General features: G+C 72.9%; 21 protein-coding genes. 5 read left to right on the top strand and 16 right to left on the bottom strand.

From position 1 onward, the window contains the following. The first annotated feature begins 85 nt into the window (after positions 1-85). On the top strand, positions 86-1,069 hold the full coding sequence (holA, locus tag ACIBF7_RS23560; protein WP_187281323.1) for a DNA polymerase III subunit delta: 984 nt from the start codon (positions 86-88) through the stop codon (positions 1,067-1,069). Here the strand turns inward: holA and ACIBF7_RS23555 are convergent. From ACIBF7_RS23555 to ACIBF7_RS23520, 8 genes are all read right to left on the bottom strand, one after another. Next, positions 1,066-2,106, bottom strand: coding sequence for a hypothetical protein (locus ACIBF7_RS23555; protein ID WP_397198156.1), 1,041 nt, complete (start codon positions 2,104-2,106; stop codon positions 1,066-1,068). The genes holA and ACIBF7_RS23555 overlap by 4 nt on opposite strands. Further along, positions 2,103-3,005, bottom strand: coding sequence for a hypothetical protein (locus ACIBF7_RS23550; protein WP_397198155.1), 903 nt, complete (start codon positions 3,003-3,005; stop codon positions 2,103-2,105). The genes ACIBF7_RS23555 and ACIBF7_RS23550 overlap by 4 nt, the downstream gene beginning before the upstream one ends. A gap of 72 nt (positions 3,006-3,077) precedes the next feature. Then, the gene (locus ACIBF7_RS23545; protein WP_148033507.1) at positions 3,078-3,776 is read right to left on the bottom strand and encodes an ABC transporter ATP-binding protein; all 699 of its coding nucleotides are present in this window, start codon (positions 3,774-3,776) and stop codon (positions 3,078-3,080) included. Continuing rightward, positions 3,766-4,689, bottom strand: a complete 924-nt coding sequence (locus ACIBF7_RS23540) for an ABC transporter ATP-binding protein (protein ID WP_148033506.1) — start codon at positions 4,687-4,689, stop codon at positions 3,766-3,768. Before ACIBF7_RS23540 ends, ACIBF7_RS23545 begins: the two co-directional genes overlap by 11 nt. Further along, entirely contained in the window at positions 4,686-7,277 is a 2,592-nt protein-coding gene (locus tag ACIBF7_RS23535) for an FtsX-like permease family protein (RefSeq protein ID WP_148033505.1), read from the bottom strand. The genes ACIBF7_RS23540 and ACIBF7_RS23535 overlap by 4 nt, the downstream gene beginning before the upstream one ends. Next, positions 7,274-10,360 (bottom strand): FtsX-like permease family protein, encoded by a 3,087-nt coding sequence (locus tag ACIBF7_RS23530; protein WP_397198154.1) that lies wholly within the window; start codon positions 10,358-10,360, stop codon positions 7,274-7,276. Before ACIBF7_RS23530 ends, ACIBF7_RS23535 begins: the two co-directional genes overlap by 4 nt. A gap of 206 nt (positions 10,361-10,566) precedes the next feature. Beyond that, a complete protein-coding gene (gene rpsT, locus ACIBF7_RS23525; RefSeq protein ID WP_148033503.1) occupies positions 10,567-10,839 on the bottom strand; it encodes a 30S ribosomal protein S20 in 273 nt (90 codons plus the stop codon). A gap of 122 nt (positions 10,840-10,961) precedes the next feature. Further along, complete coding sequence (locus ACIBF7_RS23520) at positions 10,962-11,948, bottom strand: hypothetical protein (RefSeq protein WP_364228296.1); 987 nt, start codon at positions 11,946-11,948, stop codon at positions 10,962-10,964. A gap of 58 nt (positions 11,949-12,006) precedes the next feature. Here ACIBF7_RS23520 and lepA point away from each other — a divergent pair, with 58 nt between their 5' ends. After that, the gene (lepA, locus tag ACIBF7_RS23515) at positions 12,007-13,836 is read left to right on the top strand and encodes a translation elongation factor 4 (protein WP_271279644.1); all 1,830 of its coding nucleotides are present in this window, start codon (positions 12,007-12,009) and stop codon (positions 13,834-13,836) included. A gap of 168 nt (positions 13,837-14,004) precedes the next feature. Here lepA and ACIBF7_RS23510 read toward each other — a convergent pair whose 3' ends face one another. From ACIBF7_RS23510 to ACIBF7_RS23495, 4 genes are all read right to left on the bottom strand, one after another. After that, positions 14,005-15,768: a DUF6297 family protein gene (locus ACIBF7_RS23510; protein ID WP_345482928.1), complete on the bottom strand. Its 1,764-nt coding sequence runs from the start codon at positions 15,766-15,768 to the stop codon at positions 14,005-14,007. 27 nt (positions 15,769-15,795) lie between these two features. After that, positions 15,796-16,422, bottom strand: a complete 627-nt coding sequence (ccmA, locus tag ACIBF7_RS23505; protein ID WP_397198153.1) for a heme ABC exporter ATP-binding protein CcmA — start codon at positions 16,420-16,422, stop codon at positions 15,796-15,798. A gap of 42 nt (positions 16,423-16,464) precedes the next feature. Continuing rightward, the gene (locus ACIBF7_RS23500) at positions 16,465-16,716 is read right to left on the bottom strand and encodes a hypothetical protein (RefSeq protein ID WP_378583870.1); all 252 of its coding nucleotides are present in this window, start codon (positions 16,714-16,716) and stop codon (positions 16,465-16,467) included. Positions 16,717-17,215: 499 nt separating this feature from the next. Next, positions 17,216-17,917 (bottom strand): hypothetical protein, encoded by a 702-nt coding sequence (locus ACIBF7_RS23495; RefSeq protein WP_271280095.1) that lies wholly within the window; start codon positions 17,915-17,917, stop codon positions 17,216-17,218. Between the two features lie 378 nt (positions 17,918-18,295). Here ACIBF7_RS23495 and ACIBF7_RS23490 point away from each other — a divergent pair, with 378 nt between their 5' ends. Both ACIBF7_RS23490 and ACIBF7_RS23485 read left to right on the top strand, forming a co-directional pair. Next, the gene (locus ACIBF7_RS23490) at positions 18,296-18,565 is read left to right on the top strand and encodes a hypothetical protein (protein ID WP_271280096.1); all 270 of its coding nucleotides are present in this window, start codon (positions 18,296-18,298) and stop codon (positions 18,563-18,565) included. A gap of 75 nt (positions 18,566-18,640) precedes the next feature. Next, a complete protein-coding gene (locus ACIBF7_RS23485; protein WP_271280097.1) occupies positions 18,641-19,273 on the top strand; it encodes an MOSC domain-containing protein in 633 nt (210 codons plus the stop codon). A gap of 60 nt (positions 19,274-19,333) precedes the next feature. Here ACIBF7_RS23485 and ACIBF7_RS23480 read toward each other — a convergent pair whose 3' ends face one another. Next, positions 19,334-20,584, bottom strand: a complete 1,251-nt coding sequence (locus ACIBF7_RS23480) for a glycoside hydrolase family 18 protein (RefSeq protein WP_271280098.1) — start codon at positions 20,582-20,584, stop codon at positions 19,334-19,336. Between the two features lie 99 nt (positions 20,585-20,683). Between ACIBF7_RS23480 and hemW the strand changes: the two genes are divergently transcribed. Continuing rightward, positions 20,684-21,904 carry a radical SAM family heme chaperone HemW gene (hemW, locus tag ACIBF7_RS23475; RefSeq protein ID WP_397198152.1) on the top strand — a complete coding sequence of 407 codons (1,221 nt, stop codon included), beginning with the start codon at positions 20,684-20,686 and terminating at the stop codon, positions 21,902-21,904. Here the strand turns inward: hemW and ACIBF7_RS23470 are convergent. Genes ACIBF7_RS23470 through ACIBF7_RS23460 form a run of 3 tightly spaced genes read right to left on the bottom strand, consistent with a single transcriptional unit; the run spans position 21,897 to position 23,955 of the window. Further along, positions 21,897-22,568, bottom strand: coding sequence for a DUF4870 domain-containing protein (locus ACIBF7_RS23470; RefSeq protein WP_397198151.1), 672 nt, complete (start codon positions 22,566-22,568; stop codon positions 21,897-21,899). The genes hemW and ACIBF7_RS23470 overlap by 8 nt on opposite strands. Continuing rightward, positions 22,565-23,377 (bottom strand): DUF3097 domain-containing protein, encoded by an 813-nt coding sequence (locus ACIBF7_RS23465; RefSeq protein ID WP_148033492.1) that lies wholly within the window; start codon positions 23,375-23,377, stop codon positions 22,565-22,567. The genes ACIBF7_RS23470 and ACIBF7_RS23465 overlap by 4 nt, the downstream gene beginning before the upstream one ends. A gap of 17 nt (positions 23,378-23,394) precedes the next feature. Continuing rightward, positions 23,395-23,955, bottom strand: coding sequence for a hypothetical protein (locus ACIBF7_RS23460; protein ID WP_261808756.1), 561 nt, complete (start codon positions 23,953-23,955; stop codon positions 23,395-23,397). Positions 23,956-24,188 lie beyond the last annotated feature (233 nt).

Here is a 24,188-nt window from a genome sequence, read left to right as displayed (position 1 = left end):
GACTGAACCGACCACCGACCGCCCCCACGGGTGTGGCCGGGGTGGGTTGGTGTCTCTGCGTTTTGGGATGGGGGGAGGGCGTGGGATGCTGCTCGACATGGCGGGAAGCGATCCGGCACCTGTGACCTTGGTCGTCGGGGATGAGGAGTTGCTGGCGGAGCGGGCCGTAAGCCAGGTGGTCGTGGCGGCGCGGGCCATGGATGCCGGGGCCGAGGTGCACGATCTCGTCGGGTCGAAGGTGACGGCGGGGGAGCTGACGCAGTTGACGTCGCCTTCGCTGTTCGGAGACCGGACCGTCGTGGTCATCAGGTCCGCGCACGACCTGGGCAAGGACGTGATCGCGGAGGTCGTCGCCTACGCCAAGCGGCCGTCCGACGACGTGGTGCTCGTGCTGGCGCATCCCGGCGGGGTCAAGGGCAAGGCGCTGGTCGACGGGGTGAAGAAGGCCGGGGCCGAGGTGGTCACCGTCACCAAGGTGACCAAGGCGGGGGAGCGGCTGGAGTTCGTCAAGGGGGAGTTCAGACGGGCCGGGCGGGGCATCTCGGGGGAGGCCGCCCAGGCGCTGCTGGAGGCGGTGGGCAACGACCTGCGGGAGCTGGCCGCCGCGTGCAACCAGCTGATGTTCGACACGGAAGACAAGACGATCACTCCGGCGGCGGTGGCGCGCTACCACAGGGGGCGCGCCGAGGTGACCGGGTTCAACGTCGCGGACTCGGCCGTCGAGGGGCGGCTCGGCGAGGCCCTGGAGCAGTTGCGGTGGGCTTTGAGCACGGGTGTCGCGCCCGTGCTGCTGGTGAGCGCGCTGGCGGGCGGGCTGCGGTCCATCGCCAAGGTCGCCGGGGCGCCGCGCAACCTGCGGGGCGGGCAGCTGGCGAGCCACCTGGGCATGCCGCCGTGGAAGATCGAACGGGTCAGGAAACAGGTCAAGGGGTGGGGGCCGGAAGGGCTCTCGCGCGCCATGCAGGCCGTGGCCGACGCCGACGAGCAGGTCAAGGGTGCAGGCGCCGACCCCGCCTACGCCTTGGAGCACACCGTCCAGGTCATCGTGGCCAGCCGCACCGGCCGTTAGGGAGCCTCCGGGCGGTCCTCGGCCTGGTCACGTCCGGTCGCGCGGCGTTCCCGCAGGTCCTCGGCCTGGTCACGTCCCGCCGTGCTACGTTCCCGCAGGTCCGTCGCAAGCTCTTCCTTGCGTACCCGTACGTCGACGTAGAGCAGGACGAGGACGGCCACCAGCCAGGCGTAGTAGGCGGCGGTGGCCACAGTCGTCGGCACGTACGTCACCACGTCCACCCACCCGGGTGTCGCCGGGACCTGGCCGAGAAGCAGCGCCAGTGCGAGCACGGCGGTGAGCCAGATCGGCAGGAGGAAGGTCACCACGAGCGCCACCGTGGCGAGGAGTTCGAGCAGGAGCATCCCCAGGACCCGCGGCAGGTTGTTGCCCACCAGGAGGGCGGAGCGACGCAGCGCGCCACCGAGGCGGAGCGGCTCCAGCGCGGCCGTGACCGGCGCGAACAGCAGAGCCAGCGCCATCATCAGCCAGACCAGCAGCGGCAGCGTGGTGATCTGCCAGGTGTACGGCAGCAAGGACAGGACCTCGGGAACCACCGCCGGGTTCGCAGGGGCATCCCCGTCGGCCAGAGGGCGAAGCCCGTACCAGAAAAAGGCTCCGAGCGCCGCGATCAGCCCGAGGACCACCAGCTGCGGCACCACGGTCAGCAGCGCGGTCACCCCGAGCACCGGCCGTATCCTGCGGGCCAGCAGGCGGAGCGCCGTGCGGATGGTCACCGGTTCCCCGGTGAGCGCCTGCACCACGAGGACCGCCTGCAGAGCCCCGGTCATTGCGAAGACCGCCAGGACGACGGCCTGGCCGAGCAGGAGCGACAGCACCGACAACTGGACGAGTTGTTCCCGCGTGGCGCCGGAGGTCGTCAGCGGGGTGACCAGCGCGCTCCACGCCCACAGGACCAGGTCGCCCGCGAGGGTGAGGACGAGCGCGGACCCGACGAACGGGAGCGGATGGCGGCGCAGCAGCAGGACGGCGGTCGCCCAGATCTCCAGGATGTTCCGGGGCGCGAGCGGCGGTGGCGGGTGGGCGGCGGCCGTCACGACGGCTCCCCGGTGGCGTCCTCGCGGCTCAGCCGCTTGTCCTGGTCGGCGAACTGCACCACGGCGAGCATCGACGCGGTCGCGAGGACGCAGGTGAGCATGGCCCACTTGACGGCGACGAGCACGGTCCACCCGGCCGGCCCGAGACCGCCGGCCGGGTCGTCACCCGTGGCGCGCAACAGCACGGCCGCGCCGAGGATCCCGCCGAAGCCTTCGAGAAGCGCCCGCAGCACGCAGCGGGCGGAGAGAATCTTGAAGAACTGGCCGCGGGTCAGCCGCCGGGACAGCTTGACGGCCTGCCGGCCGCCCAGCCCCTTCACCGTGACGCCGGGCGCGGCGAAGGCGAACCGGATCTCCACGGCGGCGACCACGAAGAGGGCGGCCAGGAAGAACAGCGGCCCGGCGCCCGGGAAGCCGGACACCGGTATGTCCCGCTCGGCGGCGACCGGGAAGAGCGCGTACATCGCCAGTCCCAGGGAAGTCAGCAGGAAGGTCAGCCCGCACAGCCGGGCCAGGCCGCGCCACGTGCCCGGCGGGGAGTTCGCGCCGATGACCGTGGGCGCCAGCAGACCGCTGAGCACGACGATCGCGGCGCTGTTCACCGCGAGGATCGCGATCGCGCTCAGCGCGTCGGCGAACCGTGTCCACAGGAACGTGTACTCGTGCCAGATCGCCGGCCGCTCGATGACGCGCGCCAGCAGCGACTGTGCGAGGAGAGCCGGGACGGCCACCACCGCGGCGCGCCACAGAACGGCACGCGGATGGCGGCGCACCTCTGAGAACGCCTCGACGACCTGTTCCTCGGCGGGCTTCCACGGGGGCGGCGGGGGCGGCTCCTCATGTGGGGGGACGGGCAGGGCCGACAGCGGTCGTCCGGTGGGATCGCGGTCGTCAACCACGCTCCCATTGAACTCCGCACACGGCGACCCGGCCAGGGTCCCACCGGCGACCCACGCGGGCCCGCCGCCGGGTCAGGATTCCTGGAGCGCGGCCTCCCGCAGCGTGCCGTCGCTGATCTCCAGCACCCGGTCGGCCAGCGTGATCAGGTTCGGGTCGTGCGTGGCGACCAGGGCGGTGACGCCCTCGCTGCGGACCAGGGCGCGCAGCAGTTCCATGATCTGCCGTCCCGTCTGCGAGTCGAGCTGTCCGGTCGGCTCGTCGGCCACCAGCAGGCGCGGCCGGTTGGCCAGCGACCGGGCGATGGCCACCCGCTGCCGCTGACCGCCCGACAGCTCGTACGGGCGCTGGTTGGCGTGCTTGTCCAGCCCGACGAGGGCGAGGAGGGTGCGGACCCGCTTCTCCCGCTCCTCGACCGGGGTGCGGGCCAGCCGCATCGGCACGCCCACGTTCTCGGCCGCCGACAGCACGGGGATCAGCCCGAACGACTGGAACACGAACCCGATCACGTCCCGGCGCAGCGCCAGCAGCGCGTCCTCGGGCAGCGCCGTGACCTCCTGCCCGGCCACCACCACCCGCCCGGCGTCGGGCCGGTCCAGCCCGCCCACCTGGTTGAGCAGCGTCGTCTTGCCGGACCCCGACCGCCCCCGGACGGCGATCAGCTCGCCCGGGTAGGCCTCGAACGACACCTCCCGCAGCGCCACGACCTCCTCCGGCCCCGTCCGGTAGACCTTGCGCAGCCCTTCGACCACGACCAACGGCTCACCGCTCATCGGCGGGCTCCTCCCGTACCGGCCACACCCCGATGTGGTCGCTCTCCAGTTCCAGGCGGACACGGCGTTCCATGTCGAGCGCGTTCGTGAAGTCGCGGGGCAGCTGGAGCCGTCCCACCCGGTCGAGCACCGCGTACTCCTCGGCGACGATCTGCCCCTCGGCGCCCTCGCGGCGCAGCGTCTCGCTGCTGGTGCGCCCGTCGCGGATGCCGATCGTGCGGTCGACCTGCTCGGACACGAGCGGGTCGTGGGTGACGACGACCACGGTGACGCCCAGTTCGCGGTTGGCCCTGCGCAGCGCGCCGAACACCTCCTCGGACGTCTCGCTGTCGAGCTCGCCGGTCGGCTCGTCGGCGAGGATGAGCTGCGGCGCGTTGGCGAGCGCGACGGCGATGGCGACCCGCTGCTGCTCGCCGCCTGACATCTCCGGCGGCTTGCGGCCGGCGCAGTGGCTCACGCCCATCAGGTCGAGCAGCTCGGCCGCCCGTTCGCCGCGCCGCCGGCCCGCGAGCACCATGGGCAGCTCGACGTTCTCCCGCCCCGTCAGGTAGGGCAGCAGGTTGCGCGCGGTCTGCTGCCAGATGAACCCGACGACCTCGCGCCGGTAGCGCAGCCGGTCCTTGGCGGTCATCGCCAGCAGGTCCATCCCGGCGACCCGTGCCACCCCGGCGGTCGGCACGTCCAGCCCGGACAGCACGTTGAGCAGCGTCGACTTGCCGGACCCGGACGCGCCCACGATGGCGAGCAGTTCGCCCTTCTCCACGACCAGGTCGAGGCCCTGGAGCGCGACCACCTCGACGCCCTCGGTCTTGTAGATGCGTACGAGGTTGTCGCAGACGATGTGCGCGTCACCTCCGAAAGCGGCCTTCTCCCGGCCGGCCTCCGCCTCCAGCTCGGACAATGTCGGGTTCAAGACAGGTCTCCCACTCTCAGGACGGCGCTCACGTCGCGGCGTCGGCTGATGGCGGCGTGCGCGTACGCGCCGAGCACGGCGACGACGGCGAGCCCGGCGGCCAGCGCGGCCGGGGTGGTCAGGTCGAGATCGTAGCCGCCGACGGCCAGCCCGCCGGCGTAGGCGGACAGGTCGATGCCGGGACCGAGCGCGGCCGGCAGACCCAGCCCGAGGCCGAGCCCGACCAGCGCGGTGACCAGGACCATCGGCAGGATCTCCAGCACGGTGAGCCGCCGCGCCTGGCGGTCGGACAGTCCCAGGGTGCGCAGCAGCGACAGCGCCCTGGCCCGGTCGGCGGCGCCGATCACCAGCGTGATGAGGACCGCGACCAGCGCGTACCCGGCGAGCGCCACCGTCACCACGAGCAGCGTGGCGCTGACGGTGCCGGTCATCGGGTCGGCCTGGATGGCGGCCAGCGTCGCCGCCTGCGTCTCCACCCGGGCGTCCGGCACGGCCCGCGCCAGCGCGGCCCGGTCGGCGGCGCCGGAGACGAGCAGCGCGTTGACCACCGGCCGCGGGTTCACGTCGAACGGCAGGACGATGAACTTGCCCTCGGTGAAGAAGCCCGGCACCGCGGTGACCACGTCCCTGGTGGTGATCGTCAGCCGCGACTGCCAGCCGATCTCGAACGTGCCGCGCCCGCGCAGCTCGTGCGACACCAGCGCGGGGATGCCGGAATCGGCCGCGGGCGGCGCGGGCAGGCTGACCGGAGCGCCCGCCACCAGCTCCCGCCACCCGGCCAGGTCGACGGCGATCACCTCGGCCCGCTCCGCCGTGTGGCCGACCTGCACGTCGGCGAGCTGTACCGGCACGACCCGGGCCACGCCGGGCACCTGACGCACCCGCTCGACCTCCCCGGCGGTGAGCTCCCGATCGGAGGTGATCTTGACCGGCGCCCCGACGGCCTGCCACGAGGCCAGCCGCTGCGTGCTCGCCACGCTGCCGGAGATCACCGAGGCGAACACCGACACGCCCAGCGCGGGCAGCAGGATCAGCACCGGCAGCACGCCGGACGAGCCCGTCCTGGCCGCCCGCGTCAGCCCCAGGAAGGCCACCGCGGTCCGGCCCCCGGCGGCGGCCCTGACCAGCAGGCGCAGCGGGTACGGGTAGCAGCGCATGGTGATCAGCGCCGCGGCCAGCGTGAGCGCGAGCGGCACCACCAGCAGGAACGGGTCCAGCCCTCCGGCGGCCGTGCCCCGGGTGCGCAGCAGGTAGGCGCCCGCCAGAGCGAGCCCGACGACCAGCAGTTCCAGCGTGATCCGCCGGGCGGACGGCCGGGCCGCCACCACGTCCTCACGCCGCTCGTGCAGCGGCGCCCGGTGGGCGACGGCGATCCGCGCGGCGGCGAACGCCACCGCCGCCACCGCCACCGCGACGGGCCCGGCGTGCACGACCGGCGGCACCGGCCCGGGGAAGAGGTACGAGAGCGCGTACCCGGCGGCGGCGGCCGGCCCGACCACGGCGGCGACCAGCACGGCGCCGGTCCCCGCCACCTGCCGCAGCGAACCGCCGCGCGCCCGCGTCAGCGACAGCGCCCGGTCCATCCGGTCGACGAGGAGCCGCACGGCCAGCAGGATCACGCCGAGCGCCACTACGAGCAACCCGCCGAGCACCAGGAACATCACGGTCTGCGCGGTCGCCAGCGCGGCGCGGAACCCGTCCAGCAGCCCGGGCAGCCCCGTGGAGACGACGGTGCCGGACACCAGGCCGGGCCGCACCTTCAGCACCCGCTCGAACTCCGTGACGGCCGCGTCCAGCTCGTCCACCTGACGCGCCCCGGTCCTGGCGGCGTCCACCGGCAGGACCCAGCGGTAGGACAGATTCCGGTCCGCGCCGCTCAGCCGGGCCAGCCCGGCGTCGGCGATCAGCGCGGTGGTGTAGTGCTCGTAGTCGAGCGAGCCCGGCGGTTGCAGCCGCGTGACGTGCAGGATCTCACCGTTGTGCGACCAGTAGTCGTCACCCGCGTCACGGGCGCGGAAGACGCCGACGACCTTCACGGCCGCGAAGTCGCTCTCGCCGAGGATCTTCAGGTCGCCGACCTTCAGCCCCATCATGTCGCGGGCCTCCGCCGACACCCCCACCTCGTACAGCGGCACCGTCTGCCCCTGCCACCGCGTCGTGCCGACGCTCCCGGGAGCCCGGCCCTCGGCCCACTCCACCCGCCGCTCGCCGTCGGACAGCCAGCCGAGATTGAGGTACGTGCGACCGCCGGAACCGTTCACCGGCGTGTCGTACGTCTTGGCGCTGGCGTGTCCTGTGCCGTCGAGCAGGTCGCTCAGCGGCTCCGGCACCAGGTCCCGGTACTGCTCCCCGTACGAGGCGAACTGCGCCGGCTCGCGCAGGTCGCTCTCCGGACCCGACGAGCGCAGCTCCACGGCCACGTCCCGCTGGTAGGCGGGCGCGGCGGCCAGCGACTGGCGCAGCGCGCCGTCGAAGGCGGCCTGCATGGTACGCGGCAGCCCCGCCACGAGCACGCACGCGCTCAGCACGAGCAGCGCGAGCACGGCCACCGCGCCCCGGTGCGTCCGGGCGAGCCGCAGCACCCTCACTGGTCCTCCCCGATGCGCAGCACCCGGCCGAGGCCCTGGCGGCGCAGGTTGCGCGCCAGGACGGCCACGATCGCGAACAGCACGGCCGCCACCCCGGCCAGCAGGGCCGCGGTCGCTCCCCACGGGATGTCGAGCAGCACCTCGGGCGTGACCGCCGACGCCTGCCCGGTCAGCACGATGTGCGGCACCACCAGGCCGCCCACCACGACGGCCAGCGCCGTGCCGGCCACCAGCGAGAGCACGATGACGAACGCCTGCTCGACCGCCAGCAGCCCGAACACCTGCCGGGAGCTGACGCCGAGCGCGCGCAGGATCGTGAACTCGGCCATCCGCTCGCGGGCGGCCACGGCCGCGTTCACCAGGAAGCCGAGCGCGGCGAACACCAGCGCGGACAGGAAGCCGAGGATGAGCGCCCCCTGCAGCCCGCTGGCCAGCGGGTCGTCGCGCAGCCCGGCGGCCAGCTCGCGCTGGTCGGTCACGGTGACGTCCCACTCGGGATGGCCGCGCAGCTCCCGCGCGGCCGGCGCGGTGTCGCCGCCCTCGACGGCCAGCCACCACTCGGTGGCGGGCCTGGGCTGCTGCCCGGTGGCCAGGCCGTGCGCCTGCAGGGTCCCCCAGTCGGCGAGCAGGGCCGGCTGGTCGGGCTCCGTGGTGGGCATCCGCTCGACGACCCCGGCCACGGTGACGTCGACGACCTCGCGGTCCAGGTTGATCCGGCCGGTCTGTCCCGCCGCCAGCTTGTTCGCGGCGGCGAGGTCGGCGGTGAGCACGACCGGCAGCGGGCGCCGCTCCCGTACCGGGGCGAACCCGGCCGCGACCGGCCGCTCGCCCGTCACCTCCAGCCGCACCTCGGGCGCGCCGACCGGCCGCCCGTCGGCGCTCAGGCCGGACAGCGTGACGACCGTCGTGCCCTCCGCCGGGGCGCCGGCGGTGAAACCGCGCACCGCCAGCGGGTAGGCGATCTCACCACTACGCCCGGCCAGCCCCTTGAGATCAGCGCTCAGCCGGCCGTTCCCGGCGGCGGTCAGCGGCAGGTCGCGCCACACGCCGAGAGAGTCGGAGACGCGGACACGCAGTGGCAGGATGCGGTCCATGCGCGCCTCGACGGCGAGCGCGGCGGGCCGGCCGGGCAGTTCGAGTCCCCCGTCCGCGGGCCGGTTCGCGGCCAGCGCGCGGCTCATGCCGGCGACGGGCCGCGCCGACAGGTCGGGGCGGAGCCGGAAGAGCGCCTCCAGCTCGGCGGCGTCCAGGGCGAGCAGGACGGCCCCTTCGCCGCCCACCTCCACCTGGCCGCGGAAGGCGGGCGAGGCGGCGGTCACGCCAGGCAGCGCCGCGAACGCGCTGCCCCGCCCGGACGACCCCAGCTCGGGCGAGTCCGGCGGGCCGGACAGCCGCAGGTCCGCGCCGGCCTGGTGGCGCGCCTGGTCGAGCTGGGAGCCCCGCCAGGTGGCGGCGGTGGCCATGGACACGATGCCGATCGCGATCGCCATCGTGAGCAGCAGCGCGGGACCCGCGTAGCGGAGCGGACGCCGGCTCACCTGCCAGGCGCCGAGCGCGGGCGCCAGCCCCGGCCGCCGGGCGGTGATCCGCTCGGCCAGCCGGGACACGCGCGGCACCAGCCGCAGGCCGAGCATGCCGCCGGTGAGCAGCGCCAGCGCGGGCCCGGAGACGATGAGCGGATCGATGCCCAGCCCTCCGCCGGAGGTGCCGGTGACGGGCGAGCCGTAGTGCCGGAGCTGCCAGATCGCCAGCGCCGCCACCGCGAGCAGCGCCAGGTCCGCGCCCGCCCGCTCGATCAGGCCGCGTCCCGCGCCGCGCCCGCGCGCGGTCTGCTCCTCGACGTAGGTGCGGCGCGCGCCCGCCAGGGCGGGCAGCGTGAGCAGCACGGCGGCGGCCAGGGCCACGCCGGACGAGACCAGGAACGTGCCCGCGTCCGCCGCCGGCGCCAGGCGCACCCCGCTGGCCGCGATCCACGGCAGCGCGTTGACCGCGGCCAGCAGCGGCGGCCCCAGCAGCGGCGCCGCCACCGCGCACGGCACCGCCACCAGCAGCGCCTCGCCGCCCGCCAGCGCCACCAGTCGCAGCGTGCCGGCGCCTCGCGAGCGCAGCAGCGCCACCTCCATCCGCCGGTGGTCGGCCAGCAGCCGGGCGGTCAGCATCAGCGCGTACGCGGCGAGCAGCAGCAACTGCAGCACCGGGATCAGCATCGTGGAGCGGGCCACCAGCGAGGCGGTGTCGAGCTGGGTCAGCATGCCGGGAAGGCGGGTGACGGCCGTGCAACTCGGGCAGCCGTCCGCCTTGAGCGACTCGGCCAGGCCGCTCACGCCCGCGGCCAGCGGACGCAGGCGTTCCGGGGTGATCGCGCTCAGGTCGGGGACGGCGGTCCAGGTCGTGCCGACGTTGGTGGCGAAGCGGGCCAGGAACGTCTCGCGCGGCACCATCAACGGCCCGTACGTGGTGAACTCGCCGTGCTCGACGCCGCGGCTGAGCAACTGCTCGCCGGCCCAGCGGTCTCCGTACGGGTCGGCGAGCTGGAAGACGCCGGTGACCCGGACCGTCACCGGCCTGCCGTCGAGCCGGCCGCGCACGGTGATCTCCTGCCCGCTCTCCAACCCGGAGGCCGACGCCGCGGACAGCGGGATCGCCGCCTCGACGGCGCCGTCCTCCGCGGGCTCCGGCCACGTGCCGGACACCAGCCGGGCATACCCGTCGAGACCGTCGTAGCTGCCGAACCGCAGCAGCTCCGGCACCTCGCGGCGCTCCTGGCCCGGCATCGTGTACGAGTCGGAGTGGAAGCTCGTCGAGAACGCGGCGGGCGTGCCGCCGAGCGACTCGGTCACCCGGCCGCGCACCGCCGCGTCGAGCCGCGGGAACGTCTCGCCCGTCACCGGGGCGCTCACCGTCACCGCCACCTGGCGCAGCGGCGCGGTCTCCATCGTCCGGCGCACGCCCGCCTCGGCGATGGAGGAGGCGTACATGGTCAGCGCGACGAGCGTGGTGGTGGCCAGCAGGATGGACCCGAAGGCGGCCAACAGCAGGAGCGGCTCGCTGAACGCGCGCTTGACGACCAACGGCCCCCGCATCCGACCCCCCAACATCCGCTCCTCAGGAGGATTGGGGAGGGCGTCACCGAGGGCAAGAGCGCGATGTCAACGGTGACGGAGAAGATACGGCCCGGCGACGCGTATGTGATATTGAAACTGTGACATTGCTCTTGAGACTGTGCCCGAGCAGCAGAAAACGCCGCACCCCGTGAGGGAGTGCGGCGCTCCTATGGCCGGACCGGCGCCTACTTGGCCGCGGCGAGCGCGGCGGCCTGCTTGGCGATCGCCGACTTGCGGTTGGCGGCCTGGTTCTTGTGGATGACGCCCTTGCTGGCGGCCTTGTCGAGCTGACGGGCGGCCACCTGCTGCAGCGCCGCGGCCTGCTCGACGTCGCCCTGCTCGGCGGCCTCGCGGAACTTGCGGACCGCGGTCTTGAGAGAGGACTTGACAGCCTTGTTGCGCAGGCGAGCCTTCTCGTTCTGCTTGTTGCGCTTGATCTGGGACTTGATGTTCGCCACGAAGAAGCCTCGGTGAAGTCTAAAGGTGGTGGATGAAGCGCGCGGGCTCGAGAGAGGGCGCGCCACACGCAGTTGCTCAGGCTACCAATAACTCAGGTGGCCGCTCAAATCAACGCCCGGTTTCAGGATAACCAGTTTTCCTCGTACTCCCGCCAGTCCTCCTCGGTCGCCGCGAAGTCCACGTACAGGGCCAGCCCGAACCGCTCGCGCGGGCCGTGCTCCGACAGCGCCAGCTTGGCGCCCTGGCCGGCCACGGCGACGCTCTCCGCCGCGTCGCTCCACGGGACGCCGTGGTCGTGGTAGGCGGGGGCGCCGACGAACAGGGACTTCGACTCGGGCACCAGGTCCAGGGCCAGCTCCGCCTGCCGTACCACGTGTCCGCCGTACAGCGACTCCAGCGGCAGGCCGGAGTCGTACGTCATGACCGCGACCTGGTCGACCCGGGACATGACCTCCTGGAAGTATCCGGGCGACCAGTACTTGTCGTGGCCCATGACGGCCCTCGTGCCGATCCGCATGAGCGGGTACGGCTCGATCTGCGGGGTCGAGGTGGACACCAGGGAGGCGTGCCGCCTGGTCTCGTCCAGCAGGACGAGGAAGTCGGTGTCGCCGTCGCCGAGCGGCTCGAAGTTGTAGTGGACGCCGTCGTACCCGGCCTTCATGACGGCCGCGACGCCGTCGAGCACGTTCCGGCGGGCGGCGGGATCGTCCAGGTCCAGGCCGTTCTTGACCTTCTGTCCGAGCCACGCGGAGATGCGCACGCCCGGCATATGCCGTTTCGCCCACTGGACGAACTGTGAGGCGTTCGGATACTTGGCCGGATCGAGCCTCCCGTCCAGCTCGAAGGGACCGGAGTGCACGTACAGGTCCTTGACGCCGGTGGTGCGCAGGCGCTCGGCGAGGACGCGCACGTCCTGCTCGTCGCGGCGGCCGTCGACCCACATGTGGCCCAGCCAGAGGGCGTCGTTGCCGGTGCTCATCGCCCACCCGGCCGGAGCCCCGGTAAACTGGAGCCGGAACGCGGCGGCTAAGACGCCGATCAGCGCGACCATGACGACCGAGGCGAGCGCGATCAGGCGCAGGCCGCGGCGGATGACGGTTCGGGACATCACCCGGGCATGTCACCATGAAAGACGCTTGACCTCAAACCTGTCGGAACGGACTTCGGTGCGCACTCAGCCTGGCCAGACAGACCCCGCGTTGATCCGCAACTTCTGCATCATCGCGCATATCGACCATGGCAAGTCCACGCTTGCCGACCGGATGCTGCAGATCACGGGGGTGGTCGACGACCGCTCCATGCGCGCTCAATACCTCGACAGGATGGACATCGAGCGAGAGCGCGGCATCACGATCAAGTCCCAGGCCGTCCGGCTGCCGTATGACGGCCACGTCCTCAACATGATCGACACACCGGGTCACGTCGACTTCACCTACGAGGTGTCCCGGTCGCTGCAGGCGTGCGAGGGCGCGATCCTGCTGGTCGACGCTGCCCAGGGCATCGAGGCGCAGACCCTGGCCAACCTCTACCTGGCCATGAACGCCGACCTGCACATCATCCCGGTGCTCAACAAGATCGACCTGCCGGCGGCGCAGCCGGAGAAGTTCGCCGAGGAGCTGGCGGGCCTGATCGGCTGCGACCCGTCCGACGTGCTGCGCGTGTCGGGCAAGACCGGCGAGGGCGTGCGCGAACTGCTCGACCACGTGGTGCGGGAGGTGCCGGCCCCGGTCGGCCGGGCCGACGCGGCCGCGCGGGCGCTCATCTTCGACTCGGTCTACGACACCTACCGCGGCGTCGTCACGTACGTGCGGGTGGTCGACGGCCACCTGGGCAAGCGCGAGCGCATCCTCATGATGTCGACCGCCGCCACCCACGAGACGCTGGAGATCGGCGTCATCTCGCCCGAGCCGCGCCCGGCCGAGCTGGGGCTGGGCGTCGGCGAGGTGGGCTACCTGATCACCGGGGTCAAGGACGTGCGGCAGTCGCGCGTCGGCGACACCGTCACCTCCGCCGTCAAGTCCGCCGGCGAGATGCTGGCCGGTTACGAGCACCCCAAGCCCATGGTGTTCTCCGGCCTCTACCCGATCGACGGCGACGAGTACCCAGAGCTGCGCGAGGCGCTCGACAAGCTGCAGCTCAACGACGCGGCGCTGGTCTACGAGCCGGAGACGTCGGCGGCGCTCGGGTTCGGCTTCCGCGTCGGGTTCCTCGGGCTGCTCCACATGGAGATCGTGCGCGAGCGGCTGGAGCGCGAGTTCGGGCTGTCGCTGATCTCGACCGCGCCCAACGTCATCTACCGCGTGATCATGGAAGACGGCAGCGAGCTGACCGTCACCAACCCGTCGGAGTTCCCCACCGGCGGCAAGATCGCGCAGGTCTTCGAGCCGGTGACCAAGTCGACGATCCTGGCCCCGTCCGAGTTCATCGGCGCGATCATGGAGATCTGCCAGGGGCGGCGCGGCAACCTCCTCGGCATGGACTACCTCTCGGAAGACCGCGTCGAGATCCGCTACACACTGCCGCTCGGCGAGATCATCTTCGACTTCTTCGACCAGCTCAAGTCGCGCACCCGCGGCTACGCCTCGCTCGACTACGAGCCGGCCGGGGAGCAGGAGGCCGACCTGGTCAAGGTCGACATCCTGCTGCAGGGGGAGCCGGTCGACGCCTTCAGCGCCATCGTGCACCGCGAGAAGGCCTACGCGTACGGCACCGAGATGGCCAAGAAGCTGCGCGAGCTGATCCCCAGGCAGCAGTTCGAGGTGCCGATCCAGGCCGCGATCGGGGCCCGGGTCATCGCTCGCGAGAACATCCGCGCCATCCGCAAGGACGTCCTGGCCAAGTGCTACGGCGGCGACATTTCCCGTAAGCGCAAGCTGCTGGAGAAGCAGAAGGAAGGCAAGAAGCGGATGAAGATGGTCGGCCGGGTCGAGGTGCCGCAGGAGGCGTTCGTGGCCGCGCTGTCGACCGACTCCGGCTCCGACAAGCCAAAGAAGTAAGGGCTCTACCGCTTCTGCCGGTACGCGTACGCGCGGACCGGCAGTGGGACGGCGCTCAGCGAGCCTTCTGCCGGTACGTGTACGCGGCGAACGCGCGGCCGGCAGCGGGACGGCGCTTATCGAGCTTTCTGCCGGTACGCGTAGGCGCGGCCGACAGCGGGTCGGCGCTTATCGAGCCTTCTGCCGGTACGCGTACGCGGCGAGCGCGCCCAGGCCGGTGACGGCTTGGGCGGCCAGGTAGCCAGACGGGTCCGCGGGCTGTGTGACCAGCGCGGCGAGCGTCGGGAGGCTGCCCAGCAGGGCCAGGTCCGGGCCGGTGGCCGCCCAGAACACCGGGCCCGTCGGGATGGCGCCCGCCGGGGTGTCGATCAGCGGCAGCGAGTGGTCCACGGGCGGCCTGCGGGCCATCCGGAGCGCGCCCGCCGCCAGGGCGGGCGCGGCCAGTGGTCCGAACGCCCACCAGGGGCCCGCGACGGCCCCGGCCGCCGCCAGCCAGCCGAGCGCGGCGGCCATCCAGGCGGCGGCGAGCAGCGCCGGCAGCAGCGCGCGGGCCAGCAGGGCCGCGCGCGTGCCGACGGCGGCCAGCCTGGCCAGCGCCGGATTGTCGGCGTCCCGCCGCGCCCCGGCCACCGCGCTCGCCGCCACGGCCAGCGCCCCGCCGATGAGCAACGCGGCCGGCGCCAGCCCGCCCACCAGCGCACCGACCCCCTCCATCGGCCCCCCACCACCGGCAACGGCCCCGCTTGCGATGCCCGTGAGGTTCTCTGCGGTTGGCCCGCTTGCGATGCCCGTGAGGTTCTCTGCGGTTGGCCCGCTTGCGATGCCCGTGAGGTTCTCTGCGGTTGGCCCGCCTGCGATCCCCGCGAGGTTTTCTGCGCTCTGCCCGCCTGCGGTGCTTGCGAGACTTCCTGCGTCCGGCATCCCCGTGAGGCTTTCTGCGGCTGATCCGCGGCCAAGGTTGGTGGGGGCGGCGCCGGTGGCTTGGGTGAGGAGGGCGGGGAGGGTGGTGGTGGCCGCCATCAGGGCCAGGCGGCCGGGGCGGCGCGCCACCCGGCGCCAGTCCTGCCAGGCCAGCGCGAGCGGGGCCGGCAGCGACGGCCAGCGCCGGGAACGCAGCCGCCTGCCCCGCCAGTGGTCGTCCTCGGCCGCCCAGGTGAGCGCGCCGGGATCCAGGTGCGTCGCCGCCGTGGTCAGATGGCGTGCCCTCGTCGCCGCGCCCATCAACGTGCCCGCCGGTATCCGGTCGAGCGCCGTCCACGCATGACGTACCAGAAGGGCGGCCGCCGCCAGCGCGCCCGCCGCGGCGGCTCCGAGGGCCTGCGCCGGCGCGGCGGCGACGGCGGCGAGCGGTTCGCGCGCCGGTCCGATGGCCGCGGCCACCGCCACCGCCAGCACCGCCACCAGCGCGACCGTCGACCACGTCTGCCACGCCTGCGATCCCTGGCCGAGCACGGCCAGGGCCATCCCGCCGGCGCTCGCCGACATCCCCAGCACCACCGCCGCGAGCAGCCGCCAGACGAGCTGGTCGGGAGCCCCCAGCGCGGTGAGCAACGCCAGCCCGAACAGCGCCCCGGCCGCGAGCGTGATCACCGCGAGGATCCGGACGGGCCGCCCGAGCAGCCCTCGGCGGCCGACGCCCGACAGCAGCAGCCACGAGGCGTCGGCGGCCGGCAGCACCACCGGGCCCGCCGCCCGTCCCAGGGCCAGGAATCCGGCCAGCGCCAGCATCACCAGCGCCACCCCCGGCCCCATCCGGGCCGCGTCCACCTGCCCGGCGAGCCCCGTCACGGCCGTGGTCACCGGGTTGCCGAAGACGGCCACGGCGATGGCCAGCATGAAGACGGAGACGTAGCGGTCGAGCAGGCTGACCGGCCGGCGCTGCCGTGAGCGGACGAACGCGCGTGCGAGGCGGGCGTCGGTGGCGTCGTTCATGGTTCCTTCTCGATGATCGGACGGCGGTCAGGAGGTGAGCTGGTTGCCCGGGAAGACCTGGCGGGCGCCGGTGGCGAGGGCGGCGTCGTGGGTGGCCGCCACGACGGTGCCGCCGGCGGCGGCGTAGCCGGCGAGAAGGGCGCCGAGCCGCTCGCGGAAGGCGGCGTCGAGGCCGCGCTCGGGCTCGTCGAGCAGGAGGAGCTCGCTGGGTCTGATCAGGGCGGCGGCCAGGGCGAGGCGCTGGCGCTGGCCGGTGGACAGGTTGAGCGGAGGCGCGTCGGCCCGCGCGGACAGCCCGAACAGCTCCAGCGTCTCCTCGACCTCCAGCCGGGGTTCGCCGTGGACGGCCCGCATCAGCTCCAGGTGCTCGCGCGTGGTCAACCCCGGGTACCACGCCGGTTCGTCGGCCGCCCACGCCACCCGGCGCCAGAAGACGGGCCCGTCGACTGGAGGCGCGCCGAACACCTCGACCGATCCGGCGGACACCGGCACCAGCCCGGCCAGGGAGCGCAGCAGCGTCGACTTCCCCGACCCGTTGGGGCCGACGACGGCCACCACCTCGCCGCGCGCGACCGCCAGGCTCAGGTCTCGCAGCACGGGAACGCCTTCTAGCTCGACCGTGACGCCGCGAACCTTGATGATCTTGTCGTCCACATCCCGAGCCTAGCCATCGTCGCGCGTGTCCGGGGCATCCGGTCAGAGACCCAGCAGCTCGGGTGAGGCCGCCGGCGGGCCTTCGGATCGTCGACCAGCCGTCGCGCGCGCAGGTCGAGCAGCCGCCGCGCGCAGGTCGAGCAGCCCGCCGACGCCCGTCAGCTCGGCGGCCAGCTCTCCGGCGGGGCGCGGGAACTCCTGCCGCACCCGGAAGGTCCTGCCCTCACTCCACTCGAACGCGCACGTCACGTCCACTTCGTCGCCCGAGCGGAGGTAGCGGATGGTGTTCTCCAGCGTGACGGGGCCGACGCCGCTCCGCAGGTCGTCCGCCCCGATCCCGGCCGCGCGCAGCAGCTCTCAGCGGGCGTGGTCGCCGTACTGCGTTGTCGAGGTGGCCCTGCGCGTCGATCTCGTAGCTGCGTACGGAGAAGCTCGTCGCCGTTCCTCCAGCCAGCGGTGCGACTTGCCGGTGAGGTAGCGCAGGCCGTCGTCGCCGATCTCGACCCAGTCGCCGCGTGTCCAGCCCTCGGTGATCTGGGGGGCGAACCCGTGGCGCTGGAAAAGCTCTGAGGCCTCCTGGGTGAGCCCGCGGCAACCCCCACTCCTGGATCACCCGGGCCGTCCGCTCGTCCTCGCTCGCCGGGTCGTGCTCGCCGAGCGCCGCCGCGACCTCTTCCTGGCCGCGTGCGACCAGGCGCAGCCCAGCCTGCAGCCGCTGTGTGTCCACGCTCTCCATCGATTGCTAGCGATTGCCTGGCGAATCGGGCGACGCTTTCGAAGTCGACGGGTTCTCTCACTCGTGGGGGAGCAGGTAGCGCCACGACAGCGCGAGATGCCCGCCGGTCGGCAGGCGGTAGACGTGCCATGATCCGTCGCCCGGTATCAGCCGGGTGATGGCAGTCGCCTTGTGGCCCTTGTAGTCCTTCCGGGCCGAGGTCGTATCGGGTGGCAGGGGTACGCCCTCCGGCAGGGGTTCCGCGGTCGTCCCGGGGGAGGCGAGCCGCTCGGCGGACAGACGTACGCGATCGGTGGAGTAGGCCCGGCCCCGCGCGGTGACGCGGCCCGCGAGATGGGAGAGACGGTCGCGGGCGGTGACGAGCGCGGCGTCGTAGCGGGTCGCGGCGTGCTCCAGGTACGGCACGTGCACCTCCCGCATCCCGTCGCCGCCGTCCACGCCGAGGATCGTCGTGGGCGCGTCGTGGAACGTCGGCGAGCCGGGCCGGGGCGAGGCGGTGGCGGGTTGCCCGGCCAGCTCCTGATCCAGGGCCTTGACCAGGGCTTCCACCTCGGCGGGCGGCAGGTGGAGCTCGTGGGCCGCGCCGGCGATGGCCCGGCCGTCGGCGTAGACCACCAGCGTCGGAGGGCGGACGGCGCCGAGGCCGGGTGCGGCCAGCCCGCCCACCCGCAGCCACTGCGCGACAGGACGGCCGGGAGCGGCCGGTTCAGCGGCGGGTCGGTCGGCCGTGGCCGTGGCAGTGGTGGCCTGGCTGCTCACAGTGGCCAGGCTCGTCGTGGTGGTCGTTGTGGCTGGGGCTGGTTGCGGTGGCCGCGCTGGTCGCGCTGGTCGCGGTGGTCGGTGTGGCGGGGCTGGTCACGTGGCCAGGCTGGTCGCGGTGGTCGGGTGGCCGATGTGGCCCCTGGAGGCGCGGTCGTCGGCGTGGTCCTGCCCGCTTGGTCAACCCCCGTGCCGCCGCACGCGGCGAGCACCAGTGCCGAGGCCGCGGCCCAGCTTCTTCTCATGCCCCTGAGACGATCACCTTCGGCGCGCGGTTCAGAAGTGACCCGCTTCTCGGGCATCCGCCGGGAGGCCGGGGTTTTGTCGGTGGGTCCCGTTAGCCTGGGCATCCGAACACCTGTGCGACTGGAGGGTGAGATGATGGCTGCTGAGCGCATGGAGCGTGCCGCTGTGCTGGGGGTCGCCGTGGCGGAGGAGACGCGGCGGTTGCTGCGGGCCCACATGAGGCCGGCGGTGCTGGGCGATGACGGCAAGGTCGTGGTCGACGTGCCCTATCCCGACGCCGCCGTGGTGACGGCGCTGCTCGACGTGGCGGCCGAGTGCTTCGGGGAGCGGGGCGCGTCCGTGGAGGAGGCGCGCCAGGCCGCCCTGGAAACCTTGTTAGACCTCGCCGACGACCGGGCCTGACGTGGCGGAGATGGTCACCTGTCTGGCCTGGTACTTCATCGCTCAAGGCAAGGAGGCTCCGATACCGTCCCCCGTATGCGTGTTATATCGGTAAATATCGGGCAAGCTGTCGACGCTGACTGGGCCGGGAAGCTGAAGCGCACGGCCATCGACAAGCGGCCGGTGACCCACCGGGTGGCGGTCCTGGCCAACGGCCTGGCCGGTGACGAGCGCGCCGACAAACCCAGCCACGGATCCCCCGGCCAGGCCGTCTACGCCTACGCCAGGGAAGACTACGACTGGTGGGAGCGGGAGCTGGGCCGCGAGCTGCGTGACGGCAGGTTCGGCGAGAACCTCACGACCTCGGGGCTGGACGTCAACGGCGCGCTGATCGGGGAGCGCTGGCGGATCGGCAGCACGCTCCTGGAGGTGGCGGCCCCGCGGGTTCCGTGCGTGGTCTTCCGCAACTGGCTGGACGAGCCCCGCTGGGTCAAGCGCTTCACCGAGGCCGCCCGGCCCGGCGCGTACCTCAGGGTGCTGGAGCTGGGCGAGCTGGGCGTGGGCGACGAGGTGGAGGTGCTCCACCGGCCGGCGGCGAGCGTGACCGTGGCCGAGTCCTTCCTGGCCTACCACGGCGACGAGAAGCTCCTGCGCCGCATCCTGGAGGTCCCCGGATACGACGAGCGATGGGACCGGGTGGCCGAGCGCGTCCTGGGCGTGCCCTCGTAGCTTCGCGGGACCTCCCGCGTGGGCGCGAGCGCGCCCACGCGGGGGATCAACGCGGGGAGGTCACCTCAGGACCTTGTGCAGCGCCGTGGTGAGCGAGGCGCGGGAGTCGTCCTGGTCGATGGACCACAGCATGGCGCCGCCCAGCCCCTTGAGCCTGATGTACGCGGCCTTCTGCAGCATCACCGCCGGGTCGTCGTACGACCAGAACTCGTTGCCGTCGTACATCCAGAGCGTGCCCGTGAGCAGGTCGCGGTGGCGCTTGCCCGGCTTGGTCACGAGGTCCTTGTAGTCCTCGACGCCGGCGGCCCACTTGCCGGGGGCGGGGCCGGTGGCCGCCTTGTAGAGGCCCTTCCCGCCGCCGGTGACGCCGGTCCAGCCCTGCCCGTACGCGGGGACGCCGATCACGAGCTTGCGGGCCGGGGCGCCGCGCCGCAGGTAGTCGCGGACGGTCTGGTCGACGCTGTAGCGGACCTCGTTCGGGTCGCGCCCGTCGGTGAACAGGTTGCCCTGGTGGCCCGTCCGGAGCTCCCAGTTGCCGCGCAGGTCGTAGCCCTGGACGGTGGCGAAGTCGAGCAGGTCGAACACCCGCCGCACCTCGAAACCGGCGTCGATCTTCGCGGCGGCGGCGGGGAGGAAGGCGCTCAGCTCGGCGTCGCTGGAGTACGCGTCGAGCTGGGCGCGCAGTTCCTCCAGGAACAGGGTGAAGTTCCGCCTGTCCTCCGGCCTGATCACGTTGCCCTCGGCGCCGGACGAGCCCGGCCACTCCCAGTCGAGGTCGATGCCGTCGAACACGCCCGCGCCCGCGCCGGGCTCCAGGCCGGGCAGGTTGCCGCGCAGCCACAGGTCGATGCAGGAGGCGGCCAGCCTGGCGCGCGACTCGGGAGTGAGCACGGCGTCGGAGAAGTGCTTCGAGCCGGTCCAGCCGCCCAGCGAGATGAGCGCCTTCAGCCGGGGGTGCTTGGCCTTGAGCTTGCGGAGCTGGTTGAGGTTGCCGTTCAGGGCCTGGCCGGGCGCGTCGGCGACGCCGTCCACGCTCTGCTCGGCCGGCACCGGCCGCTGCCAGTCGGCCCACGGGTCGGGGGAGTAGCAGTCACCGGCGGCGTCGACGAAGCCGAAGGCGTAGTTGACGTGGGTGAGCTTGGCTGCGGCGCCGCTGGTGTCGACGTCCTTGACGTGGTAGTCGCGCCCGTAGACGCCCCACTGGACGAAGTACGCGACCCGCTTGAAACGGTCGCCTCCGGCCTCGGCGGGCAGCGCGGTCACGGTCAGGGACAGTAAGACGGAGAGGGCGATGAGGATGCTCTTCTTCACGGGGTGCGCCTCCTGACTTATAGGAAACTTTCCTATAAGTTGTCCCGGATCGTAGATCTCCTGGATCGGGCAGTCAATGGGACCGGGCAGACTGGAGACGTGCCTTCCACGCTGCCTGACGGAGATCCCGCGCCCGCCTCCGGCGAGCTGCCCGAGAGCGCGCTGCGCGGCCTCGGCGAGCGGCCGTTCGGCTTCTACGTGCACGTCCCGTTCTGCGTGACGCGCTGCGGCTACTGCGACTTCAACACCTACACCGCCGCCGAGCTCGGCCCCGGCGCCTCACACGGCGACTACGCCGACACCGCGATAGCGGAGGTAGGGCTCGCGCGGCGGGTGCTCGGCGAGGCCCGGCTGCCGGTCGAGACGGTGTTCTTCGGCGGCGGCACCCCGACCCTGCTTCCCGCCCGCGACCTGGGCAGGATCCTCGCGGCCATCGACGCCGAGTTCGGCCTCGCGCCAGGCGCCGAGGTGACGACCGAGGCCAACCCCGAGTCCGTCGACCCGCGCTACCTCGAAGAGCTGCGCGAGCGCGGCTTCACCCGGGTCAGCTTCGGCATGCAGAGCGCCCGCGAGCACGTCCTGCGGGTGCTCGACCGGCAACACACCCCAGGCAGGGCCGGCCAGGCCGTGCTGGAGGCCAGGAAGGCCGGGTTCGAGCACGTCAACCTCGACCTGATCTACAGCACTCCCGGCGAGACCGACGACGACTGGCGCGCCTCCCTGGCCGCCGCCGTCGAGGCCGGGCCCGACCACGTCTCGGCCTACTCCCTCATCGTCGAGGACGGCACCCGTCTCGCCGCCCGGATCCGGCGCGGCGAGCTGCCGATGCCCGACGACGACGTGGCCGCCGACCGCTACCTCATCGCCGACCAGATGCTGGCCGAGGCGGGGCTCCGCTGGTACGAGGTGTCCAACTGGGCCACCGGCGACGCCGCCCGCTGCCGCCACAACCTGCTCTACTGGACCGGCGGCGACTGGTGGGCCGTCGGCCCCGGCGCCCACAGCCACGTCGGCGGCACCCGGTGGTGGAACGTCAAGCATCCGGCCCCGTACGCCCAGCGCCTGGCCGCCGGCCACTCGCCCGCGCACGCCCGCGAGGAACTGACCGCCGAGGACCGCGAGACCGAGCGGCTCATGCTGGAGCTGCGGCTCGACTCCGGCTACCCGCTGGCCGACGTGGCGCCCGGCGCGCGCCCCAAGGTCGCCGCGGCGCTGGCCGGCGGGCTGCTGGAGCCGGAGGCGTTCAAGGCCGGGCGCATGGTGCTCACCCTGCGCGGCCGGCTGCTGGCGGACGCGCTGGTCCGCGACCTGCTCACGTGATGAGGCGGATGTTGATCGGGTAGCGGTAGTTCTGGCCCCGCTGCGCCGCGATGGCGGCCTGGATCTGGAAGATCAGCGCGATGATCCAGACGATCGGCAGCAGCAGGAGGCCGATCAGGATGATCGAGAAGAGGGCGGCGACGATGAAGCCGATGAACATGGTGATCTGGAAGTTCAGCGCCTCCGCCGACTGGTCCCTGACGTACGGGGACTCGTCCTTCTTCATCAGGTAGACGATCAGCGGGCCGACCCAGGAGACCAGCAGGCCCAGCAGGTGGGAGACCATGGCCATGGTGGTGTCGTCGGTGCCCGGGCGCGGGCCGTACCTGCCGGGGACGTGCGGGGGCTGCCGGTGGGGGGCGGCGTAACCGTACGGAGGCTGCTGGTGACCGTACGGCGGCTGTGGCTGCTGCCCGTAGCCGTAACCAGGTTGCTGCCCGTAGCCGTAACCAGGTTGCTGTCCGTACCCGTGGCCGGGCTGCTGTCCGTAGCCGTGGCCGGGCTGCTGTCCGTACCCGTAGCCGGGCTCGGAGCCGGGCTGCTGGCCGTAGCTGTACCCGGGCTCGGAACCGGGTTGCGGGCCGTAGCCCTGCGGAGGGCTGTCGGTGGGGATGCGGCAGGTCGCGTCCTCGTCGGACGGCGGTGGGTGCGGATCCTGGCTCACGATGCCTCCGTAACGAAGTCGATCAGTTCCTCGACCCGGCCGAGCAGTTCCGGCTCCAGGTCGGCGTAGGTCGAGACGGCGCCCAGAATGCGCCGCCACGCGTCGGCCGGCTCCATCCGCCAGCCCAGGGCGGCGATCACGCCCTCCTTCCACGGAACCCCGCGCGGCACCTCGGGCCAGGCCCGGATGCCCAGCGCGGACGGCTTGACCGCCTGCCAGATGTCGACGTACGGGTGGCCCACCACGAGGACGTGAGGCGAGGTCACCTGGGCCGCGATGCGGCTCTCCTTGGAGCCCGGCACCAGGTGGTCGACCAGCACTCCCAGCCGGCGCCCCGGCTCGGGGCCGAACTCGCCGACGATCGCGGGCAGGTCGTCGACGCCTTCCAGGTACTCCACGACCACGCCCTCGACCCGCAGGTCGTGACCCCAGATCTTCTCCACCAGCGCCGCGTCGTGCACGCCTTCGACGTAGATGCGGCTCTCCCTCGCGACCCTGGCCCGCAGCCCCTCGACCGCGATCGAGCCTGAGGCGCTGCGCCTGTGACCCCGCGGGGCGGCGGCGGCCTGCGGCCGCACCAGCGTCACGACCCGCCCTTCCAGCAGGAAAGCGGCGGGCGCCAGCGGGAACAGCCGCCGCTTGCCGAAGCGGTCCTCCAGCGTCACCGCCTCCTTGTCGCAGGCCACCACCGCGCCGCAGAAGCCGCTGTCGGCGTCCTCCACGACCAGGTCCGGTTCGGCGGCCACTTGGGGGATCTTCCCTTTGCCGGGACGCCGCCAGTTTCCCGCTAGAACATCGCCGTCGTACACACGGGGACCGTAGCAAATCACCCGGCCGTCGCGAGGCGCTTGCGATGGCCGCTCCGCCGCATCAGGACGACCACCGTCACGATGATCGCGCCGAGCACGCCCACGCCGGGGATGAGCAGCAGCGCCGCCAGTCCTCCCACGATGCCGCCGGCCGCCGAGAGCGCGTCCCTGCCCACGCCGAACAGCACGTCACCCTGTTCCTGGATGACGCAGGTGAGCTGGTACTCGCCCGCGGCGGGCGCGTTGACCAGCAGGATCTGCTCCCACGTCCGGCTGCCGGCCGTGACCGTCTGCGAGCCCGGCGCGTTGACGAGCCGCGCCTGGCCGGGCCCGCCGGAGATCTCGCAGCGGTAGTTCACCCGGGCGTCGGTGGAGACGTAGACGGACGGTCGGTCGTCGGGGTCGAGCGAGACCGTGACCGTCTCGCCGGCGGCGAACGTCGTGGACGGGGCGATGTCCTCGACGGTGTTCACGATGCCGGTGACGAACAGGACCACGCCCGCCACGACGCACGCGACGGCCACGCCCCACGCGACCGCGATCCACCGCAGCCGCGGGCGGAGCTCCTTCGGGTCCACCTGGCGTCCGTAGGGTGCTCCCGGCGGCCCGTACTGCGGCCCGCCGAACTGCGGCTGCTGCCCGTACCCGTAGCCGGGCTGCTGCTGACCGTACGGACTCCCGCCGTACGGCCCGGGACCCGCTTGGGGCGGGGGCCCGTAGGGGCCGGGGGGTTGAGATCCGTACGGGTTCGGGCCGGAATGTGGGGGTGGCGGCGCGTACGGGGAAGGTTCACCCTGGGGATAAGGCTGAC

This window comes from Nonomuraea sp. NPDC050478, from assembly GCF_044458265.1.
GTDB lineage: Bacteria > Actinomycetota > Actinomycetes > Streptosporangiales > Streptosporangiaceae > Nonomuraea > Nonomuraea ferruginea.
The sequence above is the reverse complement of the archived record's forward strand: the minus strand, read 5'-3'. Positions and strand labels throughout refer to the sequence as shown.

Excerpts from the sequence above, each read along its gene's own strand:
- holA (WP_187281323.1), top strand. The coding sequence starts at position 86 with ATGCTGCTCGACATGGCGGGAAGCGATCCGGCACCTGTGACCTTGGTC.
- ACIBF7_RS23545 (WP_148033507.1), bottom strand. The coding sequence starts at position 3,776 with ATGAGCGGTGAGCCGTTGGTCGTGGTCGAAGGGCTGCGCAAGGTCTAC.
- ACIBF7_RS23530 (WP_397198154.1), bottom strand. The coding sequence starts at position 10,360 with ATGCGGGGGCCGTTGGTCGTCAAGCGCGCGTTCAGCGAGCCGCTCCTG.
- ACIBF7_RS23520 (WP_364228296.1), bottom strand. The coding sequence starts at position 11,948 with ATGTCCCGAACCGTCATCCGCCGCGGCCTGCGCCTGATCGCGCTCGCC.
- ACIBF7_RS23510 (WP_345482928.1), bottom strand. The coding sequence starts at position 15,768 with ATGAACGACGCCACCGACGCCCGCCTCGCACGCGCGTTCGTCCGCTCA.
- ACIBF7_RS23490 (WP_271280096.1), top strand. The coding sequence starts at position 18,296 with ATGATGGCTGCTGAGCGCATGGAGCGTGCCGCTGTGCTGGGGGTCGCC.
- ACIBF7_RS23485 (WP_271280097.1), top strand. The coding sequence starts at position 18,641 with ATGCGTGTTATATCGGTAAATATCGGGCAAGCTGTCGACGCTGACTGG.